16 protein-coding genes are annotated in these 17139 nt (G+C 53.0%); 4 read left to right on the forward strand and 12 right to left on the reverse strand.

Annotated elements, in window-relative coordinates:
* Nucleotides 1-120 precede the first annotated feature (120 nt).
* The 3 genes from purM to GMET_RS09295 all read left to right on the forward strand — a co-directional run bounded on the left by purM (nt 121) and on the right by GMET_RS09295 (nt 2158).
* On the forward strand, nt 121-1167 hold the full coding sequence (purM, locus tag GMET_RS09285; protein ID WP_004512002.1) for a phosphoribosylformylglycinamidine cyclo-ligase: 1047 nt from the start codon (nt 121-123) through the stop codon (nt 1165-1167).
* 13 nt (nt 1168-1180) lie between these two features.
* Nucleotides 1181-1801 (forward strand): phosphoribosylglycinamide formyltransferase, encoded by a 621-nt coding sequence (gene purN / locus GMET_RS09290; RefSeq protein WP_004512001.1) that lies wholly within the window; start codon nt 1181-1183, stop codon nt 1799-1801.
* 84 nt (nt 1802-1885) lie between these two features.
* Nucleotides 1886-2158 (forward strand): cytochrome c7, encoded by a 273-nt coding sequence (locus GMET_RS09295; protein ID WP_004512000.1) that lies wholly within the window; start codon nt 1886-1888, stop codon nt 2156-2158.
* 80 nt (nt 2159-2238) lie between these two features.
* Here GMET_RS09295 and GMET_RS09300 read toward each other — a convergent pair whose 3' ends face one another.
* Entirely contained in the window at nt 2239-2556 is a 318-nt protein-coding gene (locus tag GMET_RS09300) for a zf-TFIIB domain-containing protein (protein WP_004511999.1), read from the reverse strand.
* Nucleotides 2557-2652: 96 nt separating this feature from the next.
* Entirely contained in the window at nt 2653-4014 is a 1362-nt protein-coding gene (xseA, locus tag GMET_RS09305; RefSeq protein WP_004511998.1) for an exodeoxyribonuclease VII large subunit, read from the reverse strand.
* A gap of 95 nt (nt 4015-4109) precedes the next feature.
* Here xseA and GMET_RS09310 point away from each other — a divergent pair, with 95 nt between their 5' ends.
* Entirely contained in the window at nt 4110-5519 is a 1410-nt protein-coding gene (locus GMET_RS09310; protein ID WP_004511997.1) for a ParA family protein, read from the forward strand.
* 10 nt (nt 5520-5529) lie between these two features.
* On the opposite strand, the gene GMET_RS09315 is transcribed toward GMET_RS09310, so the two are convergent.
* The 10 genes from GMET_RS09315 to GMET_RS09360 form a co-directional block, all read right to left on the reverse strand.
* The gene (locus GMET_RS09315) at nt 5530-6492 is read right to left on the reverse strand and encodes a divergent polysaccharide deacetylase family protein (RefSeq protein ID WP_011365876.1); all 963 of its coding nucleotides are present in this window, start codon (nt 6490-6492) and stop codon (nt 5530-5532) included.
* Nucleotides 6493-6607: 115 nt separating this feature from the next.
* Nucleotides 6608-8293, reverse strand: a complete 1686-nt coding sequence (locus GMET_RS09320) for a hypothetical protein (RefSeq protein ID WP_004511995.1) — start codon at nt 8291-8293, stop codon at nt 6608-6610.
* Nucleotides 8294-8625: 332 nt separating this feature from the next.
* The gene (locus GMET_RS09325; protein WP_011365878.1) at nt 8626-9264 is read right to left on the reverse strand and encodes an AfsR/SARP family transcriptional regulator; all 639 of its coding nucleotides are present in this window, start codon (nt 9262-9264) and stop codon (nt 8626-8628) included.
* Between the two features lie 148 nt (nt 9265-9412).
* Nucleotides 9413-10744: a S41 family peptidase gene (locus GMET_RS09330; RefSeq protein WP_004511993.1), complete on the reverse strand. Its 1332-nt coding sequence runs from the start codon at nt 10742-10744 to the stop codon at nt 9413-9415.
* 27 nt (nt 10745-10771) lie between these two features.
* Nucleotides 10772-11956 (reverse strand): murein hydrolase activator EnvC family protein, encoded by a 1185-nt coding sequence (locus tag GMET_RS09335; RefSeq protein WP_004511992.1) that lies wholly within the window; start codon nt 11954-11956, stop codon nt 10772-10774.
* Nucleotides 11953-12903 carry a permease-like cell division protein FtsX gene (ftsX, locus tag GMET_RS09340; protein ID WP_004511991.1) on the reverse strand — a complete coding sequence of 317 codons (951 nt, stop codon included), beginning with the start codon at nt 12901-12903 and terminating at the stop codon, nt 11953-11955. The genes GMET_RS09335 and ftsX overlap by 4 nt, the downstream gene beginning before the upstream one ends.
* Nucleotides 12890-13561 carry a cell division ATP-binding protein FtsE gene (gene ftsE / locus GMET_RS09345; protein ID WP_004511990.1) on the reverse strand — a complete coding sequence of 224 codons (672 nt, stop codon included), beginning with the start codon at nt 13559-13561 and terminating at the stop codon, nt 12890-12892. Before ftsE ends, ftsX begins: the two co-directional genes overlap by 14 nt.
* Nucleotides 13562-13612: 51 nt before the next feature.
* On the reverse strand, nt 13613-14017 hold the full coding sequence (locus GMET_RS09350) for a type IV pilin protein (RefSeq protein ID WP_004511989.1): 405 nt from the start codon (nt 14015-14017) through the stop codon (nt 13613-13615).
* A gap of 19 nt (nt 14018-14036) precedes the next feature.
* Complete coding sequence (locus tag GMET_RS09355; protein WP_011365880.1) at nt 14037-14522, reverse strand: type II secretion system protein; 486 nt, start codon at nt 14520-14522, stop codon at nt 14037-14039.
* A gap of 26 nt (nt 14523-14548) precedes the next feature.
* On the reverse strand, nt 14549-17134 hold the full coding sequence (locus GMET_RS09360) for a secretin and TonB N-terminal domain-containing protein (protein WP_011365881.1): 2586 nt from the start codon (nt 17132-17134) through the stop codon (nt 14549-14551).
* Between the last annotated feature and the right edge of the window lie 5 nt (nt 17135-17139).

The following is a 17139-nucleotide window of genomic DNA, read 5'->3' on the forward strand; positions in this document are numbered from 1 at the left end:
TTAAGCGAACGTTACCCCCCTTGTAAACTGATTTTTTGGGCCTTGACGACCACCAGATAGGGTTTGACTTTTAACGGTTCATGGGGTAAATTTTTTCGTCATTTCACGGGAGGAAACATTTTGGGCGCTAAGGGAATTACCTATAAAGATGCCGGCGTTGACATCGATGCCGGCAATACTTTTGTCAAAATGATCAAACCGTTCGTGCGGGCCACGTCGAGACCGGAGGTAATCTCCGACATCGGGGGCTTCGGGGGCCTCTTCTCGCTTAACACCAACAAATACAAGAATCCCGTGCTGGTTTCCGGCACCGACGGCGTTGGCACGAAACTCAAGATAGCCATGATGGCGGACCGCCACGACACGGTCGGGATCGATCTCGTGGCAATGTGCGTCAACGATATCGTTGTCCAGGGTGCCGAACCGCTCTTCTTCCTCGACTACTTTGCCACCGGCAGCCTCTCGCCGGAGCGCGGCGCCGCTGTCGTCAAGGGGATTTCCGAAGGATGCATCCAGGCAGGATGCGCTCTCATTGGCGGCGAGACGGCCGAGATGCCCGGATTCTATCAGGACGGCGAGTACGACCTGGCAGGCTTCACCGTCGGTGTTGTGGATCGGGACAAGATCATTGACGGATCTTCCATCACCGTCGGTAATACCCTCATCGGCCTCGCCTCAAGCGGCCTCCACAGCAACGGCTACTCCCTGGCCCGCAAAATCATTTTCGATACCCTTGGGTTTGGCATCAACGACATGCTTCCCGGACACGATCGGAGCGTTGCCGATGAACTGCTCACCCCGACCCGGATTTATGTAAAGTCAGTTCTCAATCTTCTCCGGGACTTCCGGGTAAACGGCATCGCCCACATCACGGGAGGCGGGCTCCTGGAAAACGTTCCCCGCATTCTCCCCAAGGGATGCAAGGCGATCATACGACGCGACAGCTGGACCATGCCCGAGATATTCCGCATCCTGCAGAACGGCGGGAATATGGAGTGGACCGAGATGTATCGCACCTTCAACTGCGGCATCGGTATGGTTCTGGCTGTTCCCGAGAACGATGTGGACGAAGTCCTCATACGCCTCTCGGGACTCCAAGAGAAGGCTTTCGTCATCGGCGAAGTGGCCAAGTGTGAGGCCGGCACCGAGTCGGTGGAAATGATCTAAACGGTTAATTCCCATGACTGATCTTCTTACTATCGGCGTTCTTGTCTCAGGAAACGGCTCTAACCTCCAGGCCATCATTGACCGGATCGAGGACGGTAGCCTCCCAGCCCGAATTGCCTGCGTCATCAGCAACAAGGCCGATGCCTATGCTTTGGACCGGGCGAAGTGCCACGGTATCACCGTCCACGTCCTCGACCACAGGATCCATGCGGGCCGTGAATCGTACGACGCAGCCCTGGTTGAACTGCTTCGCTCCCACGGGGTGCGCCTCGTGGTGCTGGCCGGCTTCATGCGGATCGTTACCCCGGTCCTTATTGGAGCATTTCCCCATGCAATCATGAACATCCATCCGGCGTTACTTCCGGCATTCCCTGGCCTTCACGCCCAACGTCAGGCTTTGCAGTACGGTGTCAAAGTCTCTGGGTGCACGGTGCATTTCGTTGATGAAGGAACCGACACTGGACCGATTATTATTCAAGCCGTCGTACCGGTTCTCGACGATGACACCGAGGATACGCTATCGGCCCGCATCCAGAAGGAAGAGCACCACATCTACCCTGAAGCGGTCAATCTCTTTGCCCAGGGCCGCCTCACCGTCGACGACCGGAAGGTTATCATCGCGCCGGCATCCTGAACACGGTGCACGCATCAGTCGCACGTCCATTCACAGTATCCGGCTTAATGCAGGAATTCATGATACAGCCAAAGGACTCTCGTCATGAAAAGGACCGTACCCCTGCTGATTGTTTTGATGGTTAACGTACCCGTCGTCAAGGCTGCGGATACCATGATATTCCCGGCAAAAAACGGAAATATTACCTTTAATCACAAACACCACACGGATCTCCTCAAGGAATGCAAGAACTGTCACGACAAAACCCCTGGAAGAATTGCCAATTTCGGCAAAGACTACGCTCATAAGACCTGCAAGGGATGCCACGAGGTGAGGGGAACTGGGCCAACGCGCTGCGGCCTCTGCCACAGGAAGTAGCACCCTTGATGTCATAAAAAGCCGGTTTCCTGATGGGGAGCCGGCTTTTTATTGCTGATGCTATTGGACAACGTGCCGAACTACGCAACCTTTTCGGATGTCTCGTTTTCTTCCTTGAACCATTTTTCGAACCAACTACGGTGATCCTTCGAGGCGAGAATCCTGAGATCGTTCGGCCCAAGCCATACCCCGCCGCACCCGGGACAACGATCCAGGGGAACCCCACGGAAGGTCATTGCTTTAATCTCGTCTCCGCACTTGGGACAACGGTTCCGGCACATTTCACGTACCAGGCGCTCGCGCTCTTCCTTCTGCATTCTCTCGATTTTGTCTTGTTCCTGCTTGTAGATGTACTGATTTTCGAGAGCCTTTTCGCGTTCCTTCCAGATGTTTTTCATAACAAGCACCTCCCGAATCTGAGCAGCTTTTCTAGAAGAAAGTATAGCAGATTTGCACCAGTTTCCCCAAATTGCCCTGACGGCGCGCGCACGATTTCATTCATGGCTGCAGGACGCATCCTCGTCAAGGGACTCCACCCGGCACCAGGCTCGTCCGTGATGAAAAAGAAGTTCAAGCCTATCTTTCAGGGCGAGTTGCCTGAACGTCTTGACAGGAACCCGTTCAGGCAGTTTAAGGGCTACGCTGTACCCCCTCGCCAAGGTGCCGAGTGGAGAAAGCGTTTCCAGCCGTGCCGAATGCACGGCCGCAGCCTCACGGTAGCGGTCGACGTGACGAAGCAGGGCTATTTCACTTTTGTCGCTCAAAGCAATAACCCGTTCCCGTGCACGCTCCACCTTAAGGGCCGGATTTCTGAGCCTCAGATGATTCTTGAGTGCTTCTAGCATCCTCCCACGGTCTTTAAGGTCTCCCGCAATAGCGCGTTCAAGTCGTACGAAGATGTCATCCAAGCGCTGGGAGAGGTGTCCTAAAAGCACGGTAGGGTCGCGGAGGGCACGGCTCAAGCTCTCCAACTCACCACCAGCATCGGCCAGAATGCGCCGCAGTGTCTGTATGAGCCGGTGACGGAGGAACTCGACTTTCGACGCCAACTCCTCTTTGCTCTTGACGACCAGTTCTGCCGCTGCCGATGGAGTCGGTGCCCTAAGGTCAGCAACAAAGTCTGCAATGGTAAAATCGATTTCGTGACCCACGGCAGATATGATTGGTATTCTGGAGCGGTGGACCGCACGAGCGACCTTCTCCTCGTTAAAGGCCCACAGATCCTCCAGCGATCCCCCTCCCCTCCCCACGATCATGACATCAACAGCACCGTAACGGTTGAAGTCGATGATCGCTTCGGCAATCTCGTCAGCCGCCCCTTCACCCTGGACTTTGACGGGTCTGATGAGAACTTCCACGTTGGCAAAGCGTCGGTTCAGGACGTTGAGAATATCGTGAATAGCTGCCCCGGTTGCCGAGGTCACCACTCCGATCCGCTGCGGCAGGGATGGGATCGGCCTCTTATGTTCCTCGGCGAAAAGCCCCTCCTTGGCCAATTTTTCCTTTAGCTGAATGAACGCAAGCTGGAGTGCTCCGACTCCCCGCGGCTCCAGATATTCAACGAGAAACTGATAGTCACCCCGCTGTTCGTAAACCGTAATCCGCCCCCTGACGATCAATCCCATACCATCCCTGGGGCGGAATTTAAGGGCTCGAGCTGACGCACGGAACATAACGCAGCGAATCTGGGCGCCGGCATCCTTGAGCGTAAAATACAGGTGCCCGGAAGCAGGCATTGCAAGGTTTGAAACCTCACCCTCCACCCAAACGTGCTCGAAATTCTCTTCAAGTACTCCCCTGATGAGGGAGGTGAGTTGGGATACGGTTAAAATCCGTTTTTCAGGAAAGAGTTCCACAAAATCTCCTCGTAAATACTGCTAGTTGCAGCGGTTCTAGCATAGGGTTCGCGGCGTGTCAAACCGGTTGACCGTCGCTGTCCCCTCAGTGTAGTATGGTCGCCATGCAGAGTTATCCATACGTCATTACCGTCTCCTCAGAAAAGGGGGGGGTCGGCAAGACCACCCTCGCAACCAATCTTGCCATCTACCTGAAAGCTCTTGATGAAAACCTGCCGGTTTCCATCTTCTCTTTCGACAACCATTTCACCGTCGACCGGATGTTTGAAATCAGGGGACAGCGCACGACCGGCACCGTGGCCGACCTCCTCCTTGAAACTCCGGGGAGAGATCTGATTCACACCGGTCAATACGGAGTCGGCTACATCCCCTCATCGCCGAATCTTTCAGACCTCAAAGGGACCGTCAAAACGCCGATGATGCTCGCGCGGCTTCTGGCTCTCTCCCGAATCCCCGGCGTAGTTGTCATCGATACCCGGCCCGATCTGGACATCCTGACACAGAATGCACTCTTTGCAGCCGACCGGGCCATTATACCTGTCAAGGACATGCCAAGCCTTGAGAACTGTCGTAACATTTTCGCCCTGTTCGAGCAGCGAGGCCTTGATCGCAAGAGCCTTTCGCTCATCCCCTGTCTCGTCGACGAGCGAATCAAGTTCGATGGCCCCTTCTCCGACCAAAAGACCCTCCTGAAGGCCTACGCCATCAACCGGGGCTATCGTTGTTTCGAAACCTACATCTCCAAGAGCCCCAAGGTGGAGAGCCTCAATACAAACCCGGACGGAAAGATCTACCCGATCCTCACCCATGCCAAGTGGACGGAAGTCCACGGCCAATTCGCCCAACTTGCCCAGACGATTATCACTGAATTCCGAGCAACCGCCGAACCCCGCGCCTTTCTCTTCCACCAGTGGCTCCAGAGTGAGGAAGTTAGGAAGAAAGAAGCCTTCTTTGCCAGACTATCGGGGATCAAGTCGGAGTGTCTTCTCTGTGGACGCCCCGTCTCCGGCAAAGATAGTGACAGGGTGTCTTTTTACTTTGAGGTCTCCGACGGCAGTGCCGCCGGTTTTTTCGAAGAAGAGTGCTTCTTCCGTCTTCTCATGACGAACGTCTACAACCTGGACATCAATCTGGCGGATGACGATCCCACCCTTCAGATCATGCGTGATGCAGCCAGGGAATCGGCGTTCGTCTTCAGGCCGGTGACCAATGGCAGCGGCACAACAGTCGATTTCCACCGTTTTGGCCTCGATGGGGTACATCTTCTGAAAAAGGCCTATCCTCTGCGGGAATTTGAGGGGGGGATGCTGACCAGGGAGAAAAGCAGGCTGTTTTCATTGCTATCTGAAACCTTTGGCAACCGCCTGGATGCCTCACCCGACTCTTTTCTGCTCGTTCACCCTGTTCACCAGGAAAAGCCGGAAGCGATCCTCCAGGAAGAATGCTACCGAGGGTTCGCACGCCTCAGACAGAGGATTGCCCAGCAGGTCCTGCCCCCCAACTGACGGAAACGGTTCAGTGTACCAGGGATGACGCGGGGACAAGGGTGACACCCTCATCCCGCAACTTCGGCAGTTCTGCAGCTAAGGCTTGGATAGTGGCGGGATGGGGGTGGCAGATGGCAATGGCGCTGCCCCTTTTGCGAGCGATGGAAGCAGCCTGCCTGATCTGCTTCGAAATATATCCAACATCCTGAATATTGTCCAAAAAGACGGATCGTGACGCGGTTCTCAAGCCCATCTCTCGTGCAGTCGACTCTCCCACAGATATTGCCGACGTCTTGCTGTCGACAAAGAACAGCCCCTTCTCCTTCAGCACTCTCAGCACTATCGCCATCTTCTCTTTGTTTTCGGTGAATGCCGACCCCATGTGATTGTTGGCGCCAACCGCCTGGGGGACTTCCTTGAAATAACCGTTCATCCGGACCACAATCTCATCGTTACTCTGACTGAGAAGAAGACCGTTCTCCTCGAGACGGCGCTCCGGATACCCCTTCGGCTCCATGGGAAGATGGATCATTGCCTCGATCCCGCGCCGTTGTGCCTCTTGGGCAACCTGACGCACCTTCGGAAGCCCCGGGATAATAGAGAACGTCACCGGTACGCCGATGTCAATGATCGATCGGGCTTCTTGCATACCCTTTCCCATGTCGTCAATGATGATAGCGAGATTTCCGGAACCGGCAGGACGTGGGCGGACATGCCGCTCAGTCGGTGGCGGCACCACTGTCGCCGTATAGTCCTCATGGACAACGGGTTCCTTTTCCGCCGCGGATTCCCGGGGCGGGAGCTTATGCCGTGCCACGACTTTTGGAGGTTCCGGTTTTTTCTCTGGGCGCTTCTGATTAAGCAGGCCATCAATAAGGAACACCGCCGCAACAACCAGGACTGCAAGAATAATGAAACCAACAAGAGGACGAGAATTACGTCCGCCTTTTTTTCTGTTTACCTTGATTTTGCCATTTCGAGATGTAGCCACAAATCATCCTGTAAGTGGTATGTACGCTGGTAGTGTATAACACACCGCCGTTCTGGCGGGCAACGAACAAAAAAGCCCGCCACTGTATGGCGGGCTTTTGTCCTGACAGGGAACTTTACTTCTTGTTCTTTTTGCCTCCGCCAGCCGTCAAGTAATTGGCGGTATATATATAGTCATCTATATAATCATGCTTTCCATCACCGTTGAGGTCATATGCCGGCACCTTGGCGGCTCCATTCTTGGAAAGGAAGAGTGAAAAGTCTCCTTCATCCGTCACACCGTTTTTGTCAACATCGACATCCACCCTCGGAGCGACGGTTAAAGGATAATCTACAATTTTCTCCCCATTTACGATGGTAAGCGTAGCCTCAATTTTTCCTGCTTCAGGAACGGCTTCTATCAGCCATCGGTTGTCTCCCTGCTTTTGCAAGGACGTGAGGCGGGCTCCTCTCAGGGCAAAATTTGGCGCATTACTGCCGCTTTCAGGCAATTCAAGCAGGACTTTTATCATCATCTTCCCGTCAGTAATGCATATCGCAGGATCCTGCTTGATTGATGTGGCCACGGGTTCATCAAACAATGCCCTAAGAGCTTTTGGTGTCCTGTCACCCGAATAACCCTTGAATCGCTCAAGCACTCCCTTGAAAACCGCGTATTTTTGTTCCTGTACCGATGTGGTAGGGACCGTATGTGGAGAAATGGGTGCTGTTGGAGGCTGATGCTCTTTGTCCTCCCGGTCGGCAGCCTCCGGAGATGGTTGCCACTGCGCGGGTTGGTCGCCCAAAGCCGGCTCCTGTGCATCGGGCGATGTAGGTTCCAAGGGCGACTGAGGTGCGTCTGGTAAAATTATTGTACCTTGAGCTACAAACGGTATCCTGGAACCCTGCGTGTCCGCTGAACTCTTGTCCGCTGAACTCTTGTCCGCTGAACCCTTGTCCGCTGAACCCTTGTCCACTGAACCCTTGTCCACTGAACCCTTGTCCACTGAACTTGTGACTGAGGGAGCCAGACCTGAGGAAACCCTGCCCGAGGAGCCTTTGTCCGCGGGACCCGTGTCTGAGGAACTCTTGTCGGGATAATTTTCTGTGCTTGTGGAGCCTGTGTCAGTGGAACCCGTGTCAGTGGAACCCGTGTTTGTGGAACCTGTGTTTGTGGAACCTGTGTTTGTGGAACCTGTGTTTGTGGAACCTGTGTTTGTGGAACCTGTGTTTGTGGAACCTGTGTTTGTGGAACCTGTGTTTGTGGAACCTGTGTTTGTGGAACCTGTGTTTGTGGAACCTGTGTCAGTGGAGCCTGTGTCAGTGGAGCCTGTGTTTGTGGAACCTCCCGTGCCTGAAGATAAGCCAGTATCATCTTTACCGTCTTCACTCGTCAAGGGGCTCTCAATTGGTTGATTCGATGCGTCAAGACCGGTTAACTGGCAGGTGAGCGCCGGTTTCCCCCACGACTTGCTGACTGGAGAAAATGTAACAGTTGCCACCGTGCCAGAACCGGAAACAGGCGGCTCATTGACCATGACTACCTGTACCGTTCCAGACGTTTCTACAACGTTCGGCACGAAAACCAGCCAGGTGGCTAAGTCACCACTGACGACCTTAGGGCTCGACAATGATGCCTTGTCGTAAGTGAGTGTAAAATCAATAGCGCCAACATTGATGAGGCCGAGAGCAACAACCCTGTATCTCCCGTTGCCCATATCCACCAGGTTGAGACCAGTGCAGGATGCCGCAGCATCAAAAGTCATTGGAGAAATGATTAGTTGAGCACCCAACAGAAGAAGGGAAAGGCTTTTGACTTTCATTCACTTTCCTCCGTAAAACAGAATCGTTCAGCAGAAATCCGGGATACCATGCCAGAGGTGTGATTACGATGGCATTCATGACCTGGTATGCTGTCTGCTGATTATTACGATTATTGCCTCAAAAATGGCCGTTTCAGAAAAACAATCACGCTAATTGACGCAATTGCAGCGACGCAACCAGGAATAGCATGAGTGGCAGAGCCTTTTGGGCCAAGATTCACCACGAAAAACAATCTCTTGATTGAGGGTAAAGCACATACGATGCCAAAAAATATGGTCCTTCAGATGCATTTGTGCACATGAAGGTTTAGCCTGGCAGCTCTATAGATAGATCAGCTGTTTGTGTGAACGGCTTTGAGGAAGGAAATGGCTTCAACGGCATCGTTGTTGCCCTCGAGTTGGTAAACCTTTTGAAGAGAAGTAAGGACTGATTCGTGAAGTCTTTCAAGTTCCGCTCGTTCAGCGCAGATATGATGATCGAAGGGCTCTTCGGGAAGGAACTCCCCAGAATATTCATCCTGAGCAGCTTCGAGATATCTCCTGGCCCCGGAGATGTCTCCACGAGCCAGCATCTTGATTCCGGTCTGAGCGTATCCTTTGAATTGGCTCGAATCAAGGGAGAAAATATTGAAATCGAGACGGATGGCTTCACCAAGAGTCATAATGGGATTAATACTGCGCGGGCCCATAAATGACTTGCGGAGTCTGCTCAAGGTGGTTTTGAAATTCTTTGCGCCGGAGACCGGGTCACAGCCAGGCCACAACATGTCAATGAGTTTGTCTCTGTGGAGCCACTGGTCGTAGGAAATGAGCAAATAGCAGAAGAGTATCCTCGCCTTCTGGCTTTCCCATAAAATGGTCATTGGGGAATTGAGATAAGAAAGTCCCAGTCCACCGAAGGTTTTTATGGAAATCTGCTCAGGGTTGACCGATCCTTTATCAACCGTTGCACCTGAAGGCTGTGGGTTCATTTTTATTAACCATAATTAAATTACAAACGATTTCACGTTTTGTACTACAAAAGGAGAAATGAGTCAAGAAATGCTCCCTTTAAAAACAGACGCATAAAAAAAGAGGGGATGGACTCCCCTCTTTTTTACTTCTGCCCCGCTAATAGACCTAATTAGCCCTATTCATCGTCTTAAGGATTTCCCATCCTTTCAGGAGATCAAGCGCGCGCAACACTTGGTAATCTCCTTTCAACTGATCATCACTCTTGGCGGCGGGAACCTTCCCTTTCTCCGTTTTCTTGTCTTCCCCCTCCACCTTCTCTCCGGACTCGAAGTGGTTTTCCAGATCCTTTTCCCGGATATGGCCATCCTTTTTCTCGGTTGGTTGAATTTCGGCACGTTCCACAATGATGTCAGGGGTTATTCCCTTTGCCTGGATCGATCGCCCGTTCGGCGTGTAGTAACGCGCTGTGGTAAGACGCAGTCCCGAATCATCAGAAAGCGGAATGATTGTCTGCACCGAACCCTTGCCAAAACTCTGCGTCCCCATAACGACTGCCCGCTTGTGGTCCTGCAAGGCACCGGCAACGATCTCAGAAGCACTCGCACTGCCACCGTTAATGAGCACAACCATCGGATAGGCTGGTTCCGTTCCTCCCTTGTGGGCGTTGAACTGCATCCGTGAATCCTTCTCTCGACCTTCTGTATAGACAATAAGTCCTTGCTCGACAAAATGGTCTGCAACCTTGACCGCCTGGTCCAGAAGCCCGCCAGGATCGTTGCGAAGGTCAAGGACAAGCCCCTTCAAGGACCCGCCATTTTCCTCTTTCAGCGTCGCAAGAGCCTTCACCAAATCATCATCTGTCTTCTCCTGAAACTGGGCTATTCTGATGTAACCATAACCATTGTCGAGAGACGAGAAACGGACACTCTTAACCTGAATGATGTCACGTACGAGGGTGAAGTCCTTCGGCTTGTCAAATCCCTCCCGCACGATGGTCAGGATGACCTTGGTCCCCTTCGCGCCGCGCATTCGCTTTACGGCATCCATAATGGTCATGTCCTTGGTGAAGCGGTCATCAATCTTCAAAATCTGATCGCCAGCCTTGATTCCGGCACGGAAAGCTGGGGTGTCCTCAATTGGCGAGATAACCGTCAGGATACCATCCTTGATGGTTATCTCTATGCCGAGTCCCCCAAAGGATCCCTTGGTGTCTATCTTCATTTCCTTGTACATATCAGGAGGCATAAAGGAGCTATGGGGATCTAAAGATGCCAACATACCGTTGATGGCCCCATAGATGAGTTTCTTGGTATCGACCTCTTCGACGTAACTCTTTTTTACGATGGCGAGGACATCGGTAAATAATTCGATGGACTCATAATCGTTTCCGCCCTGTGCCGCACAGTGTTTCTGGGCAACAAAGCCTCCTCCCGCAAGCATCGCAAAGAGCACTACCGCCAACAGCGCAATTTTTTTACCCTTCCTGGTTCCAAACATCATGCCTCCCGCGATGATTAGTTAAGTCTACCTGCACCATGACGCCGGATCGACCGGACGTCCCTGATAACGGATCTCGAAATAGAGCATATCACCCCGCGGGGAATCGACATCCCCGACACTGGCGATTGTCTCGTTTCTCGCCACCTCTGCTCCCACCCGTTTGGCGATTCGCGAAGCATGGGCGTAAAGGCTGAAAAATCCCCCGCCATGATCAACAATCACCATATTACCGTAACCTTTAAAGTAGTTTGCAAAAATGACTTTGCCTTCGTAGACAGCCTTGATATCGGCACCAGAGGGGGCTGCTATGGAAACACCATTACTTACTGTGTAGGAATTGAATTCCGGATGTTTATGACGTCCAAATCCGCTCACAATTTTGCCACTAACAGGCAGCGACAGTCTCCCCCGCTGAGCACCGAAACCCTTGTCCGAAATGGGAGGAAGTACCGGCGACATCCCTTTTGCCGATGGTTTCCGAGCAGCTGAAGTATAGCTTTTTCTACTCATGGCTTCAAGCTTTCGCACCATTGCCTGAAGCCTTCCGGCGTTGGCCTGGAGCTCACGCAAGGACGCCAGATGGGCCTGCTTGTCTTGCCGCACCTTTACGAGATAGGCCGCCTTGTTGCTTTTTTCGCCTGCGATCTCCTGCTTTTTCTGCTCGATGCCAATCTTGAGACGTTCCTTACGGTTGGCATCGTTTTCGAGTACCACCTTAAGCTTTGAAAGTTCCGCAATTTTCTTGTTGTAGTCGGCAAAGAGTTTTCGGTCGTTATCAATGACCGACCTCATGTACCGCAGATTTTCTACCATCTGGGGGAACGACTCAGAGGAGTAAAAAACCCTCACATTACCGATTTCCCCGGCTTTATAGACGGCAACAAGTCGGCGCTCAATCTCATGCTTTTTCTGCTCAACTTCATTCCGTACAGTATTAATTTCCGTCTCGGTCTTGGAGATGGTTCGCTCCACGCCCTGGAGCTCCCTGGCAAGGGACGCAAACTGAGCTTCCTTTTGTTTGAGGTTCCGGTCAATGGCTTGCAGTTCGCCCGACACCTGCTGCTCCACCTTTGTGGTCTTTTTCAGAAGTTGCTTCTTCTCCTTGATTTCCTTCTTGACCCCCTGCAACTGGTCACGCACATCGGCATCGGCTGCAGCCGCCGTAAGGAGCACCACCAGCAAAGCGGTTATGGACTGTAGCCATCTCATTGCGGGTTATTGATGAATCGTTTCAGGGAAGTGAGGCTACCAAGGAACCCGAGGACCACTCCTCCGGCAAGAATTCCGGCAATATACAATGGCGGAAGGAACGAAAGCCCCGATACCGACGAGGAGAAGTTGACGAAATTCGTCGCGCTGTGGAGAAAACCGAAAAAAGCAGCCACAAGAATGAGAAGTGACAGAACTGCTCCGGCAGCGCCCTGGATGATTCCCTCAATGAGGAAAGGAGCCTTGATGAAAAATCGGGTGGCCCCCACAAGCTCCATCACCTCAATCTCCTCTTTTCTGGCGTAGATTGTCAATTTTATGGTGTTTGACACAATAAAGAGCACTGCCATCAGGAGGAATCCTCCAAGGAGCGCTCCCACAAAGCGAAGGAAGTTCATGAACGTATTGAAGCGCCTGACCCATTCTTCGCCATACTGGACCTCCGCTATGCCGGGAACTTTTTTGAGCCTGCCAACATAAGCCTCCATAGCGGCATCTTCACGACTATTACGCTTCAGAGTTATCTCGATGGAAGAAGGAAGCACGTCCGCCGGAACCCCTTCGAGAAGAGTTTCCTGGCCCTTCAGACGTTCGCGAAAACGCTTCATGGCTTCCTGTTTGCTGACGTACCCGACCTTATCAGTCCCATCAATGGCCTTCACCCTCGTCATGATAGCAGAAAGTTCCTGAGGGGTTGGCTCAGTATTGAAATACGCGGTCACCTGAATCTTCCCACTCCACTCATCGGCCGTAGACTCCAGATTCACGAAAATGAGGAGGAACAGCGAAACGATAAGAAGCGCCAGGGTTATGGTACCGATGGCGAGAACGTTCACCAGAACGTTCTGACGAATATTGAGGAGTGCCCGGGCAAAGAAGTAGCGGATCCTCCCCCCTACCCCGTCACTGGACATGGCGGGACGAATGGACGGCTTATTTCGGGACATCGGTATCCTCCGCAACGCGGCCCCTATCGAGCACGATAACGCGCCTATGGCTGTTCTCGATCACCCGGCGGTCGTGGGTCGCCACCACCACCGTGGTACCCTTGATGTTCGCTTCCCGGAATATGGACAGAATCTGTTCCTTGTTCTCGTCGTCCAGATTGCCGGTCGGTTCGTCTGCCAGGAGAATCTTCGGCTCATTCACCAGCGCCCGGGCCAGGGCGACCCGTTGCTGCTCCCCTCCGGAAAGCCTTAGGGGGGTGGCGTTGATCTTGTGCTCGATCCCCATTTGTTTTAGTACATGGTAGACCTTTTTGCCGATATCACGCTTACTCCAGCCAAGCACCTCAAGGGTTATGGCCACGTTTTCCAGAACCGTCCGATTGGGGAGGAGCTTGAAATCTTGGAAAACAACGCCGATGGTTCGGCGCAGAAGCGGAATCTGTGTCCGGGTGAGTCGGGTGATGTTCTGGCCGTCAACGAGGACCTGCCCCCGCGAGGGGGAAAGCGCCCCGTAGACCAGTTTCAGGAGGGTCGATTTTCCCGCACCGGAAGGGCCGGTAACAAAAACAAAGTCCCCTTTGGGGACCTTGAGGGAAACGTCGTTCAAAGCTGCCGCGTCGCTCTGATACGACAGGAAAACATTGTGGAACTGAATCATCGTATCCTCTTTCCTCGTCACTGCCTCCGTGCGGTTGTTACCCGCAACGCGTTACCATTCTTTATACGGTTTCCCGTCAGTTCCCACCAGATCAGAACCACTATGGACATCGTAGACATTACCGGTTTCCTGTTTACCGGCGTCCGCCCCGCCAGTCGGAGCCGGGGGGGCGATAGTTTCCCAGCTGTCAGTTTTCCTGGTAAAGGGATCCGTCGGTAAACCGTGGATATATTTCTTGTCGACAAGATCTTGAAGCGTATCGGGATACTTCCCCTGGTCGGCGTAAAATTGGTCTATGCTGCTTCGGATGCTGTAGAGGTTCTCCCGCAACACTGCCTCTCTCGCCTTGATGAGGCTCCACTTGTAGCTCGGCACAGCAATGGTGGCCAGGATGCCGATGATGGTCACAACAATCATCAACTCCACAAGCGTAAAGCCTTTGCTTTTTGTTAGCATTTTTCGGAAGCTCGGCACGTTACCAGTCCTTGTATTTTGTCCCGTCGATGGCCGTACCCTCGCTCAGGGAATAGACGTCATACACGTCCGAATTGTCCCACGTCGTGCTATCGGGCTCGTCCTTGTAGGAACGCAGACCCCATTCGGGCTTTTCCCCTGACGCGGGACGGTTGAAGGGATCTACGGGAATCCTCCGGAGGAACTTTTTCTTGGTCGACTTCGCTTCGCCGCCGAAATCGGTACCCGTAACCAGAACCTCCAGGGTTTCGGGATATCCTGTCTCGTTCAGGATCTGTTTCCCCTTGTGGGCGTCGTCATAGGCTTTTTTGTACTCGTCTATGGCAGTGCGGATCTCCCTGAGGGATCTGCGCAGCTCAAGCTCCTTGTTCCGCTTGACGGTCATCTGGGTAAAGGGAACTATCACTGTCGCCAGTATACCGAGAATGGTTACAGTCATTATGAGCTCAATAAAGCTCAATCCCTTACGGTTTCGTATATACCTCACTGTCGAGACACCGATAAACTTCACGCTCACTTAACTTCGACAACCGTATTGTAGGGTACGACATCAATCGGCTTATTTGCCTGGTCAGTGAAGTTCACGCTCTGGAGGCCGAGGCTGGCCGGCCCCTTGTTCTTGGCAGTGAAGGTCGCGGTGAGGAGCGAACCGGCACCGTCGATGCCTTCGGCACCGGTTCGCGCCAATGTAATGGTCACCCTTCCCTTCGCCTTATCTACCTGGGCGTTGAAGCTGGTCGGCTTGCCATCCCGATTCAGGAACGTCCCTTCGACTGCCCCCACATAATCTATGAAAATCGGATCGTAGATAAGGACAAAGGGCGCCTTAAGGAGGCCCTTGACGTCGGAGACCCTGATCTCGACCTTGAACTGGGAGCCGAGATTCACAGCTGCCGGTGCAGATATATTAAGGCTTCCGCGCACGGCTGGCGCAGGTGCTGCAGCAACAGGGACGGCAGACGCTGCTGCCACCGTCGCGGCAGGAGCCGCAGGAGAAGCCGGTACGGGAAGGGGCGCAACCGCCTGGGATTGCGCTGTGGACGGCGGGGCAGGCTGCTGACCTGGAGCCGGCGCCGCCGATTGTTTGACTTCCGGGGAAGTCGTTGTCTGCGGGGCTGCCGTGGGTGCCGGACTACCGGGAACGGGTTGTAGAGGCGCAACTCTCTGGGCAGGTGCAGAGACAGAAGCAGGAACCGGTGCAGGCGATGCTGCCGGCTGCTTGACGGTTTTGGGTTGGCCGATGGCAAACTCCGGCTCAAGCTCAAATGAAGCGAATGGTTTGACAACCGAGGGATCGTCCTCCTTGCCCGACCAGAAGGAAACAAGATCAGGCTCGGGAACGGTGACGGAACGGACCAGACGCGGAGTAATGGCGAGAATCAGTTCACGCTTCTGGTTATCGTTGGAGTTGTTGGATAGAAGCGGGCCAATGATGGGGATGTCACCCAGCAAAAAGATTTTCTGCTTTCCCTTCTGCTTGTTGTCTTCAATCAATCCACCAATGACACTTGTTTCTCCATCCTTGAGGTTCAAGACCGTATCGAGGTTACGGGTTCCGATGGTTACGACCGTTGTCGCAGAGTCCGTTCCGCCCACTGTCTGCTTATCGATAATCGAACTGACCTCAAGTCCCAGCTTGATAGAGACCTCGTTATTGAGCATGATGGTCGGTTCAGCGTTCAATTTGACGCCGACATCCACGTACTGGACGTTCACACTGAAGCCGCCGGTTGTGCCGGTTGTTGACGTGGTTGTAATCGGCACGCGGGTACCAACGGTGAACTTGGATTTTTCCCGATTCTTGACCCTGATTTTCGGATTGGCAAGCACCTCCGCGTTGGTAATGCTCTTGCCAAAACTGTACGAGGCACTGGGGACCGTCATAAATCCGCTGTAACCGTTCCATGAGAACGTCTGCAACAACTCACTCCCAGCTGTTCCCTGTATAGTAGTTCCTGTGCTTGAACTCACCGATGCCCTTGAAAATGTATCATTCAGGAACCCCCCGCCCGGTGTCTGGGTATTCAGGGACACGGCATATTTGCTCAGGGCGAGGCCAAAGTTCTCTATGTTCCGTTTCGACACCTCGATGACCTCAACGTCCAGCAGCACCTCGGCATCGGGAACATCATTGGCTTCGAGAATCTTGCCCGCCACATCGACCAGTTCAGACGTATCACGCACAACAATAGCATTCAACTCTTCGTTAACGTAAACCTTGCGAACCTGAAGCATCGTCCGGAGAAGGTTCACCGCCTTCTTGGCATCGAGGGTGTTCAGGAAAAACGTCTTGACGACCAGATCTTCATACTGCTTTGATTTCTCGGGTGTTTTAGGAAAGATGAGTATGGTGCTCTCGTTCAGCACTTTCTTACCGAGCTTGTTCATGTTGGTCAACAGGTCGAGGGCCTGCTGGAAATTTGCATTTTCCAGATAAATCGTTACTTTTTGGTCCTTGATTGTGTCATCAAAGATAAAGTTGATTCCGGAAAGTTGGGTAACTATGTAGAAGACGTCTTTCAGGTTTGCGTCTTTGAATTTCAGGGTAATTGGCTTTGTGGACTTCAGATTCAGCTCATACCCTTCCAGTCGGGTTTTTTTTGTGCTCAACAGACGCTCAAGGGCTTCCTTTGCCTCTTTGTTTTGCCCGTCGAGGTCAAGTGCCTTGCGATAGGCCTGGAGTGCTTCTCTTGGTTTGTTACCCCGTTCAAAATCCTGTCCTTCTTTGAAATAGGTTCTCGAATTCTTTTGGCGAACGAGCTTGTCGCTCTCCTGTTTCGCCCGTTGAAGCGACGGATCGAGGGCAACTGCTGCCTGGTACTCGACAAGCGCTGCATCGTAATTCTTGAGGGCAATGAACTCATCTCCCTTGCTCAGATGCCGAAGCGCCGCTTCCTCGCTCGTCTTGAGGAGCCTCATGCGGTATTCGTTCATCTCCGGATTGGATGCGACCGCCTCGGAATACTTGATGACAGCCTCGTCGAGCTTTCCTTCCCGCTCAAGCCGCTCTCCCTTGCTGAATGCAGTTAGTCCGGCCCCACACCCTGACAGGAAAGCAAAAAAGGACAAGAAAGCTATTATCTTGAAGATGATCCTCATGTATG

Source organism: Geobacter metallireducens GS-15 (assembly GCF_000012925.1).
Taxonomy (GTDB): Bacteria; Desulfobacterota; Desulfuromonadia; order Geobacterales; family Geobacteraceae; genus Geobacter; species Geobacter metallireducens.

Coding starts and splice junctions, on each gene's coding strand:
- GMET_RS09295 (WP_004512000.1), top strand. CDS start 1,886: ATGAAAAGGACCGTACCCCTGCTGATTGTTTTGATGGTTAACGTACCC.
- GMET_RS09330 (WP_004511993.1), bottom strand. CDS start 10,744: ATGTTTGGAACCAGGAAGGGTAAAAAAATTGCGCTGTTGGCGGTAGTG.
- GMET_RS09300 (WP_004511999.1), bottom strand. CDS start 2,556: ATGAAAAACATCTGGAAGGAACGCGAAAAGGCTCTCGAAAATCAGTAC.
- purN (WP_004512001.1), top strand. CDS start 1,181: ATGACTGATCTTCTTACTATCGGCGTTCTTGTCTCAGGAAACGGCTCT.
- GMET_RS09310 (WP_004511997.1), top strand. CDS start 4,110: ATGGTCGCCATGCAGAGTTATCCATACGTCATTACCGTCTCCTCAGAA.
- GMET_RS09320 (WP_004511995.1), bottom strand. CDS start 8,293: ATGAAAGTCAAAAGCCTTTCCCTTCTTCTGTTGGGTGCTCAACTAATC.
- GMET_RS09325 (WP_011365878.1), bottom strand. CDS start 9,264: ATGAACCCACAGCCTTCAGGTGCAACGGTTGATAAAGGATCGGTCAAC.
- GMET_RS09350 (WP_004511989.1), bottom strand. CDS start 14,017: ATGCTAACAAAAAGCAAAGGCTTTACGCTTGTGGAGTTGATGATTGTT.
- GMET_RS09360 (WP_011365881.1), bottom strand. CDS start 17,134: ATGAGGATCATCTTCAAGATAATAGCTTTCTTGTCCTTTTTTGCTTTC.
- ftsX (WP_004511991.1), bottom strand. CDS start 12,903: ATGTCCCGAAATAAGCCGTCCATTCGTCCCGCCATGTCCAGTGACGGG.
- GMET_RS09335 (WP_004511992.1), bottom strand. CDS start 11,956: ATGAGATGGCTACAGTCCATAACCGCTTTGCTGGTGGTGCTCCTTACG.
- ftsE (WP_004511990.1), bottom strand. CDS start 13,561: ATGATTCAGTTCCACAATGTTTTCCTGTCGTATCAGAGCGACGCGGCA.